General features: G+C 63.7%; 19 protein-coding genes. 11 read left to right on the top strand and 8 right to left on the bottom strand.

Features of this window, described 5'->3' with window-relative positions:
* Window positions 1–226: 226 nt before the first annotated feature.
* Entirely contained in the window at window positions 227–448 is a 222-nt protein-coding gene (rpmE, locus tag BLU15_RS27010) for a 50S ribosomal protein L31 (RefSeq protein WP_034806140.1), read from the bottom strand.
* Between the two features lie 206 nt (window positions 449–654).
* Between rpmE and BLU15_RS27005 the strand changes: the two genes are divergently transcribed.
* The gene (locus BLU15_RS27005; RefSeq protein WP_034806139.1) at window positions 655–2,457 is read left to right on the top strand and encodes an ABC transporter transmembrane domain-containing protein; all 1,803 of its coding nucleotides are present in this window, start codon (window positions 655–657) and stop codon (window positions 2,455–2,457) included.
* 136 nt (window positions 2,458–2,593) lie between these two features.
* Complete coding sequence (locus tag BLU15_RS27000) at window positions 2,594–3,586, top strand: Bug family tripartite tricarboxylate transporter substrate binding protein (protein WP_090299720.1); 993 nt, start codon at window positions 2,594–2,596, stop codon at window positions 3,584–3,586.
* 249 nt (window positions 3,587–3,835) lie between these two features.
* On the opposite strand, the gene BLU15_RS26995 is transcribed toward BLU15_RS27000, so the two are convergent.
* From BLU15_RS26995 to BLU15_RS26970, 6 genes are all read right to left on the bottom strand, one after another.
* The gene (locus BLU15_RS26995) at window positions 3,836–5,482 is read right to left on the bottom strand and encodes an FAD-binding dehydrogenase (RefSeq protein ID WP_034806137.1); all 1,647 of its coding nucleotides are present in this window, start codon (window positions 5,480–5,482) and stop codon (window positions 3,836–3,838) included.
* 159 nt (window positions 5,483–5,641) lie between these two features.
* Window positions 5,642–6,673 (bottom strand): peptidoglycan -binding protein, encoded by a 1,032-nt coding sequence (locus tag BLU15_RS26990; RefSeq protein WP_034806136.1) that lies wholly within the window; start codon window positions 6,671–6,673, stop codon window positions 5,642–5,644.
* A gap of 3 nt (window positions 6,674–6,676) precedes the next feature.
* Window positions 6,677–7,774 carry a MotA/TolQ/ExbB proton channel family protein gene (locus BLU15_RS26985; protein WP_034806134.1) on the bottom strand — a complete coding sequence of 366 codons (1,098 nt, stop codon included), beginning with the start codon at window positions 7,772–7,774 and terminating at the stop codon, window positions 6,677–6,679.
* Window positions 7,775–8,027: 253 nt separating this feature from the next.
* Entirely contained in the window at window positions 8,028–8,828 is an 801-nt protein-coding gene (locus BLU15_RS26980) for an inositol monophosphatase family protein (protein ID WP_034806132.1), read from the bottom strand.
* 271 nt (window positions 8,829–9,099) lie between these two features.
* Window positions 9,100–10,239 (bottom strand): tetratricopeptide repeat protein, encoded by a 1,140-nt coding sequence (locus BLU15_RS26975; RefSeq protein WP_034806130.1) that lies wholly within the window; start codon window positions 10,237–10,239, stop codon window positions 9,100–9,102.
* Between the two features lie 9 nt (window positions 10,240–10,248).
* Complete coding sequence (locus BLU15_RS26970; protein WP_060605949.1) at window positions 10,249–10,896, bottom strand: thiamine phosphate synthase; 648 nt, start codon at window positions 10,894–10,896, stop codon at window positions 10,249–10,251.
* Between the two features lie 106 nt (window positions 10,897–11,002).
* Between BLU15_RS26970 and BLU15_RS26965 the strand changes: the two genes are divergently transcribed.
* The gene (locus BLU15_RS26965; RefSeq protein ID WP_034806126.1) at window positions 11,003–11,782 is read left to right on the top strand and encodes a sulfite exporter TauE/SafE family protein; all 780 of its coding nucleotides are present in this window, start codon (window positions 11,003–11,005) and stop codon (window positions 11,780–11,782) included.
* A gap of 100 nt (window positions 11,783–11,882) precedes the next feature.
* A complete protein-coding gene (locus BLU15_RS26960) occupies window positions 11,883–12,143 on the top strand; it encodes an ArsR/SmtB family transcription factor (protein WP_090299717.1) in 261 nt (86 codons plus the stop codon).
* Between the two features lie 156 nt (window positions 12,144–12,299).
* Here the strand turns inward: BLU15_RS26960 and BLU15_RS26955 are convergent, their stop codons facing one another.
* Window positions 12,300–12,473 (bottom strand): YdcH family protein, encoded by a 174-nt coding sequence (locus tag BLU15_RS26955; protein ID WP_034806123.1) that lies wholly within the window; start codon window positions 12,471–12,473, stop codon window positions 12,300–12,302.
* A 213-nt stretch (window positions 12,474–12,686) separates the two neighbouring features.
* Here BLU15_RS26955 and BLU15_RS26950 point away from each other — a divergent pair, with 213 nt between their 5' ends.
* The 7 genes from BLU15_RS26950 (at window position 12,687) to BLU15_RS26920 (ending at window position 17,021) form a co-directional block, all read left to right on the top strand.
* The gene (locus BLU15_RS26950; protein WP_034806122.1) at window positions 12,687–12,890 is read left to right on the top strand and encodes a YdcH family protein; all 204 of its coding nucleotides are present in this window, start codon (window positions 12,687–12,689) and stop codon (window positions 12,888–12,890) included.
* Window positions 12,891–12,944: 54 nt separating this feature from the next.
* On the top strand, window positions 12,945–13,409 hold the full coding sequence (purE, locus tag BLU15_RS26945) for a 5-(carboxyamino)imidazole ribonucleotide mutase (RefSeq protein WP_034806641.1): 465 nt from the start codon (window positions 12,945–12,947) through the stop codon (window positions 13,407–13,409).
* Window positions 13,406–14,461: a 5-(carboxyamino)imidazole ribonucleotide synthase gene (locus BLU15_RS26940; RefSeq protein ID WP_090299712.1), complete on the top strand. Its 1,056-nt coding sequence runs from the start codon at window positions 13,406–13,408 to the stop codon at window positions 14,459–14,461. The genes purE and BLU15_RS26940 overlap by 4 nt, the downstream gene beginning before the upstream one ends.
* A 171-nt stretch (window positions 14,462–14,632) precedes the next feature.
* Window positions 14,633–14,758 carry a type B 50S ribosomal protein L36 gene (gene ykgO / locus BLU15_RS26935; protein ID WP_034806120.1) on the top strand — a complete coding sequence of 42 codons (126 nt, stop codon included), beginning with the start codon at window positions 14,633–14,635 and terminating at the stop codon, window positions 14,756–14,758.
* Window positions 14,759–14,836: 78 nt separating this feature from the next.
* Entirely contained in the window at window positions 14,837–15,451 is a 615-nt protein-coding gene (locus BLU15_RS26930) for a tetratricopeptide repeat protein (protein WP_034806119.1), read from the top strand.
* Window positions 15,452–15,650: 199 nt separating this feature from the next.
* Window positions 15,651–15,986: a hypothetical protein gene (locus BLU15_RS26925; RefSeq protein WP_143034267.1), complete on the top strand. Its 336-nt coding sequence runs from the start codon at window positions 15,651–15,653 to the stop codon at window positions 15,984–15,986.
* Window positions 15,987–16,016: 30 nt separating this feature from the next.
* The gene (locus tag BLU15_RS26920) at window positions 16,017–17,021 is read left to right on the top strand and encodes an alpha/beta fold hydrolase (protein ID WP_090299710.1); all 1,005 of its coding nucleotides are present in this window, start codon (window positions 16,017–16,019) and stop codon (window positions 17,019–17,021) included.
* Window positions 17,022–17,092: the final 71 nt, after the last annotated feature.

Below are 17,092 nucleotides of genomic sequence, written 5' to 3'. Positions count from 1 at the left end.
AGAGGCGTTGCTGCTTGCGAAAAGCGCCGGCTGGTCGGGTCAGGAACCGCGACATAACGCCGTCATCCTGCTCCTTGCCTGGAACAGCGACGGAGCGCCAGTGGCCACAGCGCGTCCATGGCACGGCGCCATGTCACCGCCTCGCCCGGCCTACCCCCAGAACCAAGACAGAAAAAGCCCGGGCCAAATGACCCGGGCTTTTTGAATCTGCCGAAGAGGCGCTCGATTAGAGGCCGAGGCCTTCGAAGCGCTTCTTGAACTTGGAGACGCGGCCGCCGCGGTCCATGAGCTGCTGGTTGCCGCCGGTCCAGGCCGGGTGCGACTTGGGGTCGATTTCCAGGTTCATGGTGGCGCCTTCAGAACCCCAGGTCGAGCGGGTTTCGTATTCGGTGCCGTCGGTCATGACTACCTTGATGACGTGGTAATCGGGATGGATGTCTGCCTTCATAACGATCTTCCTAGAGTTCCAGGGTCCAATTGTCGCAAGGCATTGCGACTTCGAGACCGAACACGTAAATGAAGCCGCGCACCGGCTGAACGGCCACGGCTTCCCAATTCGATGCCGTGCCTATACATCAAGGTCTGCGCGATAACAAGTGCCGCACGGAAGACTCATGGGCAATCCCTTCCTCCGTGTCTGGCGAAAGGGGTCAAGTGTCGTCAAGAGAAAACCAGGCGCCTGCGCGCAAGTCCATCCGCCCGCTCGCCACGCTCCTCCCCTATCTCGCCCGCTACCGACATCTGGTCGTCGGCGCCGGCATTTCGCTGATCCTCGCTGCCGTGACCACGCTGGCGCTGCCGCTCGCTGTTAGGCGGATGGTCGACAACGGTTTCTCCAGTCCCGACAGCGGCTTCATCAACACCTACTTCTCGATGCTGATGATGCTCGCCATCGTGCTGGCGCTGGCGAGTGCGGCGCGCTACTACTTCGTCATCACGCTCGGCGAGCGCATCGTTGCCGACTTGAGGCGCAATGTCTTCGATCGCGTCACCCGCCTTTCCGCCTCCTTCTTCGACGTCAACCAGTCCGGCGAGATCGTCTCGCGACTGACCGCCGACACCACCCAGGTGAAGTCTGCTGTCGGAGCCACCGCGTCGGTCGCGTTGCGCAACCTGATCCTGTGTCTCGGGGCCATCGGCATGATGGTCTATACCAGCCCCAAGCTGTCGAGCCTGGTGCTGATCGCGATCCCGATCATCGTCTTCCCGCTCGTCGGCTTCGGCCGTTCCGTCCGCCGCCGCTCGCGCCAGGCGCAGGACACGCTCGCTGCCGCCTCGGCCTATGCCGGCGAGGCGATTGCCGCATCGCGCACAGTCCAGGCCTTCAATGGCGAAGGGCTTGCCAACAGCCACTTCGGAGCCGCCGTCGAGGATGCCTATGGCGCGGCGCGCGCCGCGATCAAGGCGCGCTCGGTGCTGACCGCTTTCGCCATCACCATGGTGTTCGGCAGCGTCGTCGCCGTGCTCTGGTTTGGCGCGCACGACGTACTGTCAGGTAATCTCTCCGCCGGCACGCTCAGCCAGTTCCTGCTCTATTCGGTCTTTGCCGCGGGCAGCCTCGGTTCGCTCTCGGAAGTCTGGGGCGAACTCTCGCAGGCAGCGGGTGCTGCCGAGCGGCTGAACGAGCTTCTGACCGAAATTCCCGAGATCCAGGCTCCGGAAAATCCCGTCGCCATGCCGGTCCCGGCGACCGGCGCCATCGCCTTCGACGACGTTCATTTCGCCTACCCGTCGCGACCCGACTACAAGAGCCTCAACGGCCTCAGCTTCAACATCGCGCCCGGCGAGACTGTTGCGATCGTCGGACCGTCCGGCGCCGGCAAGAGCACTGTGTTCTCCATGCTGCTTCGCTTCTACGACCCTGCCAAGGGCGCAGTGCGCGTTGATGGCGTCGACATTCGCACCGTCGATCCGAAGGATCTGCGCGACCGCATTGCGATCGTGCCGCAGGATGTGACGATGTTCGCCTCGTCCGTGCATGACAACATCGCCTTCGGCATGCCGAATGCCAGCCGCGAGGCGGTGCGTGCCGCCGCCGTCGCCGCGCAGGCGGACGAGTTCATCAACAGGCTCGACAAGGGTTACGACACCTATGTCGGCGAACGTGGCGTTACACTTTCCGGCGGCCAGCGCCAGCGCATCGCCATCGCCCGCGCCATCCTCAAGAACGCGCCGGTGCTGCTTCTCGACGAAGCAACCTCGGCCCTCGACGCCGAGAGCGAGACGCTGGTTCAAAAGGCGCTCGACGGCCTGCTGCACGAGCGTTCGACCATCATCATCGCCCATCGGCTGGCGACCGTGCTGAAGGCCGATCGTATCCTGGTGCTGGATCATGGCCGTATTGTCGAGGAAGGAACCCACGCCTCCCTCATCCGCCAGGGCGGGCTTTACGCCAAGCTTGCGCGGCTGCAGTTCAACCATGGCGCAGAGGCCCTGTTCGTCAACGTGCAGAGCTAAACGCACCGCACGGCGCGAAAAGCGTCCTCCGATTTGCCGTAAAGCGGTTGCCGACGGGAGGCCGAGCCCTATTGTTAGGGGGCCGGCCGAGGAGGCCGGCATCGCTTTCTGCTGAATTGATCGGGAGGACTACCGCATGGCATTTTCGCACCTGACCCGGCGTGCCGCTCTGGCGCTGGGCCTGATGGCGCTGACGGCGCTGCCCCTTGGCTCGACGGCACTGGCCCAGGACTTCCCCGACCGGCCGATAACGCTCGTCGTTCCCTTTGCCGCCGGCGGTTCCACCGACGTGGTTGCCCGCATCGTCGCGCAGAAAATGTCGGAGGACCTCGGCCAACAGGTGATCGTCCAGAACGTTGCCGGCGCCGGTGGCAATCTCGGCGCAGACAATGTCGCCCGCGCCGATCCGGACGGCTATACGATCCTGATGGGCACGGTCGCCACCCACGCGCTCAATCCGCTGATCCTGAAGACCAAGCCCTACGACCCCGAAAAGGATTTCGCGCCGATCTCCCTGCTCGTCGTCGTGCCCAACGTGCTCGTCGTCAATCCGGAACTCCCGGCCAAGGACGTTGCGGAACTGCTGGCACTCCTGAAGGCCAAGCCCGACGAGTACAGCTATGCGTCTTCCGGCAACGGCACGCCGCTGCACCTCTCCGGCGAACTCTTCAAGAAGATGGCCGGCGTCAGCATGCAGCACATCCCCTACAAGGGCGCAGGCCCGGCGCTGAACGATGTCATCGGCAACCAGGTGCCGATCATGTTCGACAACCTCCCCTCCTCCTCCAGCCACATCAAGGCGGGAACGCTGAGGGCGCTTGCGGTGACCACGGCGGAACGGGCACCGTCCTTCCCGGATGTGCCGACAGTCGCCGAGGCCGGCATTCCGGGCTACGAGACCTACACCTGGAACGCGCTCTTCGCCCCGGCCAACACGCCTCAGCCGGTCGTCGCCCGCCTCAACGAGGCGGCCAACAAGGCGCTGAAGGATCCCGCTGTCGTCGAGCGCATGAAGGAATTCAGCGCCACGATTGTCGGCTCGACGCCGGAAGAGCTGGAAGCCCATGTGAAAGCCGAATTGGCGAAGTGGACGCCGGTCGTTCGTGACGCCAATGTGCAGATGGATTGACGATCAGAACGAGCGGGGCCCCTCATCCGACTGCCGCCACCTTCTCCCCGCAGGCGGGGAGAAGGGACTTGTGGCGCGGTCCGTGCGTATGCGCCAGCACATACGATGTTACTCGGTTGCCTGAACCTCGATGTACCGCGCCGCCTCGGCGGCGATTACACGTGAGGGTATCGTTGCACAATCGACCGTCACCTCCCCGCTTGACGAGAAGAGGGCTAGGATGAGGGGCAAATACGCGGCAAGGAGCCATCACACCCCGGCAGCACCCCGCCCCGCGGCCCGGCCGGAAAAGATGCAGCCGCCGAGGAACGTGCCTTCGAGTGCGTTGTAGCCATGCATGCCGCCCCCGCCGAAGCCGGCGACTTCGCCGGCAGCGTAGAGACCGGGCACCGGCTCGCCCGATTGCTCCAACACCTGGCCTGACAGGTTGGTTTGAAGCCCGCCCAGCGTCTTGCGCGTCAGGATATGCAGCCGAACGGCAATCAGTGGGCCGGCCTTGGGATCGAGCAGCCGATGCGGTTTGGCCGTGCGCAGCAGCCGGTCGCCGCGATAGGCGCGCGCACCGCGGATCGCGGTCACCTGCGCGTCCTTGGAGAATGCGTTGGTAATTTCCCGGTCGCGCGCCACGATCTGCTGCCGCAAGTGCTCCAGCGACAGCCGGTTCTCACCGGTCAGCGCATTCATCGCCGGCACCAGGTCTTCGAGACGGTCGCGCACGATGAAATCCTCGCCCTTGTCCATGAACGCCTGGACCGGCCCCGGCGGGTTCTTGCCGAGCCGCTTTAACAGAAGGGCGATGCTCTTGCCGGTGAGATCGGGATTCTGCTCCGAACCGGAAAGCGCGAACTCCTTTTTGATGATCGCCCGCGTCAGCACGAACCAGCTGTAATCATGACCGCTGTCGCGGATCGCCTTCAACGTGCCGAGCGTATCGAAGCCGGGCATGGCCGGCGCCGGAAAACGGTTGCCGTCGGCGTCGCACCAGAAGGACGAAGGGCCCGGAAGGATGCGGATGCCATGGTCCGGCCAGATCGGATCGAAGTTCTTCAACCCCTCCGTATAGTGCCACATGCGATCCGCATTGATGACCGCGCCGCGCGCCTGGCTGGCGATCTCCAGCATGCGCCCGTCGACATGGTGGGGCACGCCCGCAACCATCGTCGCCGGCGGCTGGCCGAGCCGCTTGCGCGGCCAGTTGCGGCGCACCAGATCATGGTTTCCGCCGATACCGCCTGACGTGACGACGATCGCGCCCGCCGAAATCTCGAAATCGCCGACGATGTCGCGGGAGCTGCGCTCACCGCGCCCGACCGGATCGTCCTTGAGCAGCGCACCGCGCGCACCCGTCACGCGGCCGTCGGTGGTCACAAGTTCATCCACCCGATGGCGGAAGCGGAAGCGCACGAGACCACGACTTTCCGCCTCGCGCGTCAACCGGATGAACGGTTCGAGCACCGCCGGGCCGGTACCCCACGTGACGTGAAAGCGCGGCACCGAATTGCCGTGCCCGTGGGCGAGCCCACCGCCGCGCTCCGCCCAGCCGACCACGGGAAACCAGCGCATGCCGAGCGAGTGCAGCCAGGAGCGCTTCTCGCCCGCGGCAAAGTCGAGATAGGCTTCGGCCCAGAGCCGTGGCCAGTGATCCTCCGGACGGTCGAACTGCGAGGAGCCCACCCAGTCCTGCCCGGCAAGCTCGCGGGTGTCGCGGATGCCCATGCGGCGCTGTTCGGGGCTGTCGACAAAGAACAGGCCGCCAAGCGACCAGAAGGCCTGTCCGCCAAGATTCTGTTCCCCTTCCTGGTCGAGCACGATGACCCTGCGGCCGAGTGCCGCCGCCTCCGCTGCGGCGACAAGGCCGGCAAGCCCCGCGCCGATAACCAAAACGTCGCAATCCATGAAATGCTCTCCCCCTCGCATCCCATCCGGCCCCCCACGCTCTGACACGCAAAGGCCGCCGCAGCCATCTGAATGGCTGCAGAATTGTTACGCGTACGTCAAGGTCAATTCAAGCGCCAGGCTGCGTCGCCCGACGACGGGATACGCGGAGAGCGAAGTCTATTTCTCGGTCAGCTTGAGCTCGATGCGGCGGTTCTGCGCCCGCGCCTCAGGGGTTTCACCCGGTGCAATCGGCTGGTACTCGCCAAAGCCCGCGGCCACTAGCCGATCTGCTGGCACGCCCTTCGAGATCAGGAACTTGACCACGGAGGTCGCACGCGCCGACGAAAGCTCCCAGTTGTCGGCGAAGCGCCCGGCGCCTGAAAGCTGCACATTGTCCGTGTGGCCGTCGACGCGCAGCACCCAGTTGATTTCGGCGGGGATTTCCTTGGCGAGGTCGAGCAGCGCGGTGGCGAGCTTGGCCATTTCCGCCTGCCCTTCCGGATTGAGGTCGTTGCCACCAGAGGGAAACAGCACCTCCGACTGGAAGACGAAGCGGTCGCCGACGATGCGGATGTTTTCACGGTCGGAAAGAATTTCCCGGAGGCGTCCGAAGAAGTCCGAGCGGTAGCGGTTGAGTTCCTGCACCCGCTGGGCAAGCGCCACGTTCAGCCGGCGTCCGAGATCGGCGATCTTGGTCTGCGACTGCTGGTCCTTGGCTTCCGACGCCTGAAGCGCGACTTCGATGGCGGCGATCTGGCTGCGGAGCGCGGCGATCTGCTGGTTCAGCAGCTCGATCTGGCTCATGGCCCGGGCGCTGACTTCACGCTCGGTCTCAAGCTCAGAGCCGAGACGGCCGATCTTCTGGTTGGCGGCGTCCGTGCTCCCGGCGCCCTGGTCGAGCAGGGCCTGCAGCCGTGAGCGTTCGCCTTCGGACGTGGCGAGCGACGCCTGCAGATTGGCAAGCGAATCCTCGAGATCCTGCTTGCCGCTCTTTTCGAGCGCCAGAAGCTGGGTGAGTTCGTTGATCTGGCTGTTCAGCCGCGTCAGCACCTCGTCCTTGCCGCTGATTTCGCGACTGAGCAGAAACTGTGCAAGGACGAAGACGGTCAGCAGGAACATGATCGACAGCAGCAGCGTCGACAGTGCGTCGACGAAGCCCGGCCAATAGTCGATCGTGCGCTGAGAGCGGCCTTTTCGGGCAAGCGCCATGGATTACTCTCCTCCGGCCTCTTCCACGCGCGCCTTGGCCGACACGGCCGGCTTGTCATGCGCAGGCGACCGGTCGGAGATGCCGACCCGCGATGCCAGCTTGTCGAGCGTCTTGCGCATCGCCTTGGCTTCGTCCTGCTGAGCCTCGATCCAATCCCGCAGCATCTGCTGTTCGCCGCGCATGTTCTTGACCAGCCCTTGAATGCCTTCGGCGAGGCTTGCCATGGCCGCGGTCGTGCGCTGGTTCGCGCCGCCCTCATGGTTGAGGCGGACGAGCTGGTCGGTGAGCCTCTTCAGCTCCTCGACCGGCGCGCCGGCGGGCAGATCGAGCGCCGGCGAAAGTTCCGAGCCGACGTCCGTCACGGAGGAGAGCCAGTTTTCAAGCTCGGTGTAGAAGCGGTTCTGCGCGCGCCCGGCCTGCAGATCGAGAAAGCCGAGGATCAGCGAACCGGAAAGGCCGAAAAGCGACGTCGAAAACGCCGTGCCCATGCCGGTGAGCGGTGCCGACAGGCCATTCTTCAGCGCCGAGAGGATGTCTTCCGTCGTTCCCGACCCGGCATCCAGAGACTGGATGACCGTGTTGATCGAGCCGATCGTTCCAAGAAGGCCCCAGAAGGTGCCGAGCAGGCCGAGAAACACCAGAAGCCCGGTCAGGTAACGCGAAATGTCACGCGATTCGTCGAGGCGGGTGGCGATGGAATCGAGGATCGACCGCAGCGCCGTGGTCGAGATCGCCGTCTGGCGACCGCCGATCAGCGCCCGCATCGGCGCAAGCAGCACCGGATCGCGCCCGACCTTGTCGGCGCTGCCGGCGGCACGAAACGAGTTGAACCAGCGCACCTCGGGGCGCAAGCCCAGCACGTGGTTGAAGACGAGCAGGATGCCGATCAGAAGGACACCGAGGATCAGGCCGTTGAGGCCCGGATTGGCGAGAAAGGCGTTTTGGGCCTGACGGAAGAGGATTGCACCCACGAAGCCGACGATGATCAGAAAGACCACCATCGTCCAGAAATAGTGCATGGGGCTCGAGAGCTTGTGCGGGTTGTAGCCGTCTTCCATACCTTCCCGACCGTTCCACCCGGACAGATGCAGTTTCGTCATGGGTATGAGTATCTCCCGCTTCACTTGACGGAACGGCGCCGCGCCGGCCCGGAGCCTATCGCATAATTCCTGAAACCGAAATCGATTCAAGGGCCAATTTGTGTATGCAGCCGGGATCACGCCACGGCCTGCAGGTCGCCAGTTAGGCACAGGCCTGTGGCGGTGTCGTGTTGCACCGCCCAGCTTCGTGCCAAAAACAAAGCCTCCGATGCGGGGTGCGCATCGGAGGCTTCGGAACGAACGGGATTGCGACTTACTTCGTCGGCACCGGGCGGTGAACGACTTCCGTCAGCGCCTTGACGATGTATTCGTTGCCGCAGATGACCGAACCGTCATCGACCGGGCGGGCGCCGCCGTTGATATCGTGCGTCCAACCACCGGCTTCGCGAATGAGAAGCACACCGGCGGCAATATCCCAAGCGGCAAGGTCGCGCTCCCAGTAGCCGTCGAAACGGCCGGCAGCGACATAGGCAAGATCGAGCGCAGCCGAGCCCATGCGGCGGATACCTGCAACTTCGCCCATCACATGGCGCAGTTCGATCAGGTACTTGCCGTGGTTGCCGCGGCCAAGATGCGGCGTGCCGGTGGCGATGACGGCATCGGAAAGATGCTTGCGTGCAGCGACGCGCAAACGACGGTCGTTGAGGAAGGCGCCACCGCCGCGCTCGGCCGTGTAGAGTTCATCGGTTGCCGGGTTGAAGACGACAGCGCCGACGATCTCGCCCTGGCGCTCCAGTGCGATCGAAACTGCGAAATGCGGAATGCCGTGCAGGAAGTTGGTGGTGCCGTCGAGCGGATCGACGATCCAGCGGTGCGCACCGTCGGTGCCGATGATCTCTTCGCCTTCCTCGCCGAGGAAGCCATAGGTCGGGCGAGCCTTCAGGAGTTCTTCGCGAATGAGCTTTTCGGCCTTACGATCGGCCTGCGAAACATAGTCGCCCGGTCCCTTGAGCGAGACCTGCAGGTTCTGGACTTCGCCGAAATCGCGGGACAACGACTTGCCCGCCTTGAAGGCGGCCTGAACCATGACATTGAGAAGTGCTGAACGGGCCATCTGGCGATCCCTTGAAAAACGAAGGCCGATCGAACGCGTTCGATCGGACGTTGAACCTGCTTGACGAAACATAGGCGCATTGCCGGCCCCAAGGGCAAGCTGCAAACCGTGTTCCGTCGTCAAAAAACCGAGTGAAGTCTCACTCCGCTCGCGCATTGCTGCCACTGTCATGGCGCCACGAGCAAAACCGCGGCCTCAGAACCACAAAAGCCCCGCGAGTTCAAGCGAAATAGCATTTTTGCCGGCCGGCGGCGACGGGATTCCGCCTCGCTCAGCTCCGGCGATACCTGTTGGCCGCACTCAGCGCCTGCTTCTGCTGCTCTTCATTGAGACCGAGGTAGAAGTCCTCGAGCGCATCGTCCTTGAGACCGGCACGGCGTGACAGCACATACCATTTCGCCGCCTCGACCGGGTTGGGCCTCGTGCCGATGGCATTGACATAGAGATGCGAGAGACGGTTCTGCGCCACCACGTTGCCGCCCTCGGCCGCCCGGCGCATCCAGCCGAAGCCGTCCTCCAGGTTCCGATCACCGGCAATGCCTTCGATCATCCAGATCGCGATGTCCAACTGGGCGGTATCGAAGCCCGCCCGCGCCGCACGGATCAGCCATTCGCGGGCACGCGCCCGCTTGCTTTCCTCGATGCCGTCGACATTGACCAGGATCTGCGACAACGCATATTGCGCGTCGGCAATGCCCTGTTCGGCCGACTTCTCGTAATAGGGCATCGCCAGCTTCAATCCCTTCGGTCCGGGATTGTCGGCAACGAGCGTCTGGCCGTAATTGAACTGTGCCGAGCCATTGCCGAGATCGGCCGCCTTCTTCATCAGCTCTTCGGACTTTTTCCGGTCACGCTTGGCGTAGCGCCCCTCCATCAGGATCAGGGCATATTTGAACATCGCCGCCGGGTCGCCTTTTTCCGCCGCCTGGCCATACCAGAAGGCAGCCTGCTGCGGGTTGCGCACGACGCCAAGCCCCTGCTGCAAGATTTCGGCAATCAGCGTCTGTGCCGCAGGATCGCCGAGCTGCGCCCGTGGCAGCGCCAGATCCATCGCGGTCAGGTAATAGCCGCGCTGAAACGCGCCGTAGGCGTCGTCGACCTTGCCGGCGAAGGGTTTTTCGGCCGGCAGCGCCGGCAATTCGGCGCCCATGCGATCAAAGACACCCACGCCTCCAGATGGCGCCGTGCCGTCCGCCGGCTTCTTGTCCGAAGCCGCGTTCGACTTGTCGCCAGTCTCGGCTCCTTCGGGCATCGCAGCGCCGTTGAAGGGCGTGATGCGGCCACGCTTTTCGACGCCGGCATCGTCGCTTGCGGACGGCTTCTCCTGCGCATGCGCCGGCAGCGCCAGGGCAACGGCCAGGGCGACAAGGGAAAGACCTCGACTCAATCTGGAAGACGGACGGTTCAACATCGAAACGTCTTAATCTTCAAACCGTGGCGCTTTTTCGTCAAGCAACGCGTTGACCGCGGCAACGACGGAGGGCGCCTGTCCTGGCTCACCGAAGACGGCCAGACGAAGCGCCACGAACTCGGCACCGGTCTCCGCCACTGCAAGCGCCGATTGCGGATCGGTGCCGCCCATGACGATGCACGGGATCTCGATCATCGACGCCCACCATTCGGCAAGCGCGAGGTTCTTCGAATGCGCCTCCGGCTTGATGTCGCCGTCGGTCCTGCCGAAGAACACGTAGTCCGGGCGCACTTCGCCGATCTCCAGCGCATGGTGGCGGTCGGCCGCGTTGCCGCCGCCGACGATCAGCTTCGGCGTGTGCTTCTCGACCGCCTCACCGAGCACTTCGGCATTGCCGGAAACATGCAGGCCATCCGCCTTGGCGCGGCCGGCAACGCGCGAGTCGCCCGCGATCAGCGCTGCGGCGCCCGCCTCCTGGATGACCGGCACCAGGCGCTCGGCATGCTTCTGGAACTCGCTATCGTCGAGCCCGTATTGCGGCACGATCACCGAGGCGACGTCGCCACCCTTGAGCGCGTCGGCGAGCACCTTGGCACGTTCCGCCGCATCGGGCATGTCGGGCGCGATCAGCACCAGGCGGCAGCGTTCTGTTGTCATGCTCAGATATCCATTTCCGGCTGTGCCGCGTAAGCCGCGAAACCAGCGCTCGATTTCATTTCCGAAAACCGATAGACGGAGACTGCAAAAGGATCAACAGCCACCCATGCTTCCGGATCTCGACTTCTACCTTATCGCCATCCCGGCCGTTCTGCTTGTCGGCCTCAGCAAGGGCGGCATGGGGGAAGCACTTTCGCTCATGGGTGTACCGATCTTGTCGATGGCGGTGTCGCCCGTCCAGGCCGCCGCCCTTCTCCTGCCGATCCTGATCGCGATGGATCTTGTATCGCTCTGGATGTGGCGCAAGCATGGCGACCGCAAGACCCTTTTCATGCTTTTGCCCGGCGCCATTGCCGGCATCGTCATCGGCTGGGCAACCTCCGCCTATGTCTCGCGTGACCTGCTCCGCCTGATCATCGGCCTGATCACCGTGCTCTTCGTGCTTCGCTACGTCTACAACATCTGGCGCATGCGCCTCGGCATCACCATCGCGCCGAAGACGCAGCGGGCCGGGCCGGCGGCGCTTTGGGGCTCGTTCGCCGGCTATGGCAGCTTCGTTGCGCATGCCGGCGGCCCGCCCTTCCAGATCTACGCGCTGCCACTGCAGCTCGACCCGCGCGAATATACCGGCACGATCGTGCGCTTCTTCGCGATCCTGAACGCGGTGAAGCTCATTCCCTATTTCGCACTCGGGCAACTCGACCTCAGCAACCTGAAAATCTCGGCGACGCTCTTTCCGCTCGCGATCGTCGCGACCGTGTGCGGCGCCTTTATCGTTCGCCGCATGAAGCCGCAGATCTTCTACCCCTTCATGTATAGCATGGCCTTCATCGCGGGCTCGAAGCTGCTCTGGGACGGTATCGTCGGCCTCGCTGCGGGCGGCTGAGCCGCCACCCAAGTATTACGGAAATATTGCAAAGCAAAATTAGCGTTTCGCACCGCACAAAATTCTTGCTGCCTTGCAAAAATTCGCCTAACGTCCGCCCATGACGATCGCGGACCCTTTCGATGCCATTGCGGACCCGAACCGGCGCTACCTGCTGGAGGAATTGCGGCGCGCGCCGAAAACCGTGAACGAGCTGGCCGAAGGCTTGCCGATCAGCCGTCCGGCCGTATCGCAGCACCTGAAAGCCTTGCTGGACTGCAATTTGGTCTCGGTCTCGGCGAGCGGCACGCGGCGGATCTATGCGATCAACCGGCCGGGGTTTGACCGCCTCAACCTCTGGCTCGACCAGTTCTGGTCTTGAGCTTGGAAGCGACGACCCGGAAAACAAGAGGACCGGGCGTCAAGCCCGGCCCGAAATTCCATATATTCCACTGTGGGGGATTGGTTCTAAACCTTGTTGCGCCTACTCAGAGGGGAGATGGCGCTTCCCGATGGTTCTGGGAAATACCGTTGATAATCAGTGAGTCGAGGAGCGAAGCCTTTCGATTTCGTCCTTGATGCGCAGCTTCCTTCGCTTGATATCGGTAATCAGTTCGTCTTCCACGGACGGCTGATTCATCGCTACGTGGAGCTCCTGCTCCAGGGCGCCATGTTTTTTCTCAAGCGTTGCAAGATGAGCCTCAACAGTCATTTGGCAGTCCCTTCCTTTTGCTTGCATCCGGCACGCAAATGCCGGATGTTTCATGGTTGTAACCTTACTACTGTGCCATGCCATTTTTCATTTGTCGAAGGCGAAATGATGACGAGGGATAACTTCCCGTTACCGCCCAAGATGTGATAGAGCGGCGCATGAAATTCCGGTTCGAGGAGGACTTCGCAACCGGGCTGATGGGGATCGCTTTGCATGCCGGACCAGGACCAGGCCGAACTCAGACTGACCGCCGCGCGGCTGAGGCAGGAACATGAAGACTATGATGCTGCCATCAACGCCATGATCGAGACCGGCTGCGACGCGCTCAGAGTGCAGCGCATGAAGAAGAAGAAGCTGGCGATCAAGGACAAGATCAGCAAGATCGAAGACCAGATCATTCCCGATATCATCGCCTGAACGCGGAACAGGACAGACGTGATCGACACCACGACCCCACCCGTCGCCATCATCATGGGAAGCCAGTCGGACTGGGAGACGATGAAGAACGCCGCCGATACGCTCGACGCGCTCGACATTCCCTATGAGGCACGCATCGTTTCGGCCCATCGCACGCCCGATCGGCTGGTCAGCTTCGCCAAGGGCGCCCGCGACGAGGGCTTCAAGGTCATCATCGCCGGTGCCGGAGGTGCTGCGCACCTGCCCGGCATGTGTGCCTCGATGACGCCGCTGCCGGTCTTCGGCGTCCCCGTGCAGTCGAAGGCACTGTCCGGCCAGGACAGCCTGCTGTCGATCGTCCAGATGCCGGCCGGCATCCCGGTCGGAACGCTGGCGATCGGCCGTGCCGGTGCCGTCAACGCAGCCCTCCTTGCCGCAGCCGTCCTTGCGCTTGGCGACGAGGACCTCGCCGACCGGCTCGACGACTGGCGCGAACAGCAGACCATTGCCGTTGCCGAGTATCCGGTGGACGAGGCATGACCACCATCGGCATTATCGGCGGCGGCCAGCTCGGCCGCATGCTGGCGATGGCAGCCGCCCGACTGAACTTCCGCACGGTCATCCTCGAGCCGCAGGTCGACTGTCCGGCTGCCCAGGTCGCAAACGACCAGATCGTCGCTGCCTATGACGACGAAGCCGCGCTCGGAAAGCTTGCTGAAGTCAGCGACATCATAACCTATGAATTCGAGAACGTTCCGGTCGCGGCTGCCGAGCGACTGGCGGCAAAACGCCCCGTCTTCCCGCCACCGAAAGCGCTGGAAGTCGCGCAGGACCGCCTCACCGAGAAGCGCTTCATCAACGGCTGCGGCATTGCCACGGCGCGCTTCCATGCCGTCGACAGCCAGGCCGACCTTGAAGCGGCCCTTGCGGATTTCGGCGGGACCGGCGTGCTGAAAACCCGTCGCCTCGGCTATGACGGCAAGGGACAGCGCGTCTTCCGCTCGACGGCAGACAGCCCAGCGGGCGCTTTCGCAGCACTCGGCGGCGTACCGCTGATCCTCGAAAGCTTCGTGCCCTTCGAGCGCGAAATCTCGATCATCGCCGCCCGCGCGCCCGATGGCGCCGTTGCCTGTTTCGATCCGGCGGAAAACGTGCATCGCAACGGCATCCTCCATACCTCGACGGTCCCGGCAGAGATCGGTGCTGCGGCCGGCGAAGCGGCACGGGTTGCCGCCAAGGCGATCCTCGATGCGCTCGGCTATGTCGGCGTCATCGGCGTCGAGTTCTTCGTGCTCGCCGACGGCAGCCTGATCGTCAACGAGATGGCGCCCCGCGTGCACAATTCCGGCCACTGGACGGAAGCTGCCTGCGTCGTCTCGCAGTTCGAGCAGCATATCCGTGCCGTCGCCGGACTGCCGCTCGGCAATCCGCGTCGCCATTCGGACTGCGTCATGCAGAACCTGATCGGCGACGACCTCGACACGGTCCCCGGATGGCTTGCCGAGGATGACGTGCTGGTGCACCTCTACGGCAAGACCGAGGCCCGCGCCGGCCGCAAAATGGGCCACGTCACGCGGCTCGTCCGCGGCTGAGGACCATAGAAATGCGGGGCAAGACACCAAAATGGGGCGTCTTGTGGTTGACACACCAGGGGTGACACGGTATTTGCCATCCCACCTTAAAGGAGCGCGCTCACGGGCGCGCTTTTGATTGTTAGAGATACCGGGCGAATTTTCATTCCCCGAAACCTGCGGATCAGGAAAATGAAGATCAAGAATTCGCTCAAGTCGCTCAAGACCCGCCACCGCGAAAACCGTCTGGTTCGTCGCAAGGGCCGCATCTACATCATCAACAAGTCCAACCCGCGCTTCAAGGCTCGTCAGGGCTGAGACCCGACAGGGGACTTGGGGACAGCGCTCAAGCGATGTCCCAGAATTGATTTTGAAGTTATTCCGTGGCGAGCTAACATGCTCGCCATGCGAGTTTTTATACCCTTGATTCTGGCGTGTTCCGCCCTGCTCGCCACCTCCACGGGAGCTGGCAATGTTTCCTTCGCGGCGGAAGCCTCGACCCAACCGGAAGCAACCAGCCTCACCACCCCGAAGCAGCGCCTCGACACCCTGTTCGCCGACCTGAAAAAGGAACGCGACCCCGACAAGGCACGCGAGCTCTCCAACCAGATCCGCATCGAGTGGCAGGATTCCGGCAGCGCCACCGTCAATCTGCTGATGCAATGGGCCGACAAGGCGATCACCGACAACAAGCAGCCGGCCGCTCTCGATATCCTCGACCAGGTTATCGCCCTTGCACCCAATTATGTCGAAGGCTGGAACCGCCGCGCGACACTGCATTACGCGATGGGCAACTACCGGAAATCCATGTCGGACATCAATCGCGTGCTGTCGATCGAGCCCCGCCACTTTGGCGCGCTTGCCGGCATGGCGGCGATCCTCGGCGCCTCCGGCAAGGATGAGCTTGCCATGCGTGCCTGGGAACAGTTCCTGGACATTTATCCCGCCGATCGCAAGGCGCAGGAACAACTGGGCGAACTTGCCGAAAAACTCGCCGGCAGCAAGACCTGACAACGCGTGTTCCAGTCGATTGCCAAGCCCGCCACCGCCCATCCTCTCCGACAGGACATCGCTTCTGAAGATCGCGACAGCCGCGCGCCATTTCATCGAACCGATCTGGATCGAATGGCATCGTCACGCCGGCGCGGACCGCCCCACGATCGCCTCGCAAGGCACCTGCGGCCGCACGAGCCTGTTCCTGCAGCGCGTCTTGAGCACCCAAGGCTTCAGCGCCGACTGGGTCTGCGGAACGCCGCGCAGCGGGCCGTTGGAGCCTGAAATCGGACCGTTCGGCTTCAACTGCGGGAAGAGCTGGCAAAGCCATGCCTGGGTCGAATGCGGCGATTTCATCGTCGACATCACAGCCGATCAATTCGGCGCGCCTCCGGTCCTCGTTGTCGATCGCACGGACAACCGCTACAACAAAGGCAACCGGGATGGGGCGCTGCCAGAGTTCGTGCTGGCCCGCCGGCGCGCCGTGGACGACATCTGGCCGCAATGGCAAAGGATAAGTGCCGGTGGCCCCAAGGGTTCGCTTACGCCTTGAAAGCCGGGCGCCGGAAGACAAATAGAGACTATGTTCCCAGTTGCGCTCCTGTCCCTTGCACTGATACTCGCCGGCGTCGCCTACAGCCTCTGGCACGCGCGTAGCTTCGCCCGGCGCTTTCCCAATGTCGGCGAACTGATCGACATCGGCGGCTACCGCATGAACAGCGTACACCTGCCCGCCGGCGGACAAGCCGACCTCTTGCCCGTCGTCTTCATCCATGGCGCCAGCGGCAACCTGCTCGACCAGCTGCATGCCTTCGCACCGGCCCTTGACGGCCGCGCCGAGATGCTGTTCGTCGATCGCCCGGGCCACGGCTACTCGGAGCGCGGCGGGCCGGAAAACGACTTGCCGGACGGTCAGGCGGATGCGACCGCAAAGCTGATGGACAAGCGCGGCATTCGTCGCGCCGTGATCGTCGGCCACTCCTTCGGCGGCGCGATTGCAGCGAGCTTCGCCCTTAACCACCCGGACAAGACCGCCGGCCTCGTCCTGCTGGCGCCGGCGACCCATCCCTGGCCCGGCGGCATCGACTGGTATTACCGCCTGACGGCCCTGCCCTTCGTCGGCTGGCTCTTCGCCCACACGCTGGTGACGCCGCTCGGGCAGCGGCGCATCGAGGGCGGCACACACTCGATCTTTTCGCCCAATCCACGGCCGGCCGACTACATCGACAAGACTGGCCCGCATCTCGTGCTGCGTCCCTCGACCTTCCTCAGCAATGCCCGCGACATCGCCAACCTGCACGCCTATCTGACCGCGACCGCGCCGCGCTACCGGGAGATCGCCGCACCGACGGTGATCATCACCGGCGACAGCGATGGCATCGTGCTGGCCGATATCCACTCACGCGGGCTGGCGCGCGATATCCCCGGCGCCGAGTTGCTCTGGATCGGCAATCTCGGCCATAAGCCCGACTATGTGGTCACCGATGTCATCGTCGCCGCGGTGGAGAAGCTGGCCGGCAAGCCCGGGGATCTGGATGCGGCAGTAAAGCGCGCCGAAGAAAGGCTTGCCGCCGCCAAGACACCCTGATCGTGCCAGGCCATCCGTTGGGCCGCACCTCATCTGGCAGCCTTTCTCGGCGCGCCCGTTATCCCGCTAGC

The sequence above is a fragment of the Ensifer sp. YR511 genome (assembly GCF_900103045.1).
Taxonomy (GTDB): domain Bacteria; phylum Pseudomonadota; class Alphaproteobacteria; order Rhizobiales; family Rhizobiaceae; genus Ensifer; species Ensifer adhaerens.
The sequence above is the reverse complement of the archived record's forward strand: the minus strand, read 5'-3'. Positions and strand labels throughout refer to the sequence as shown.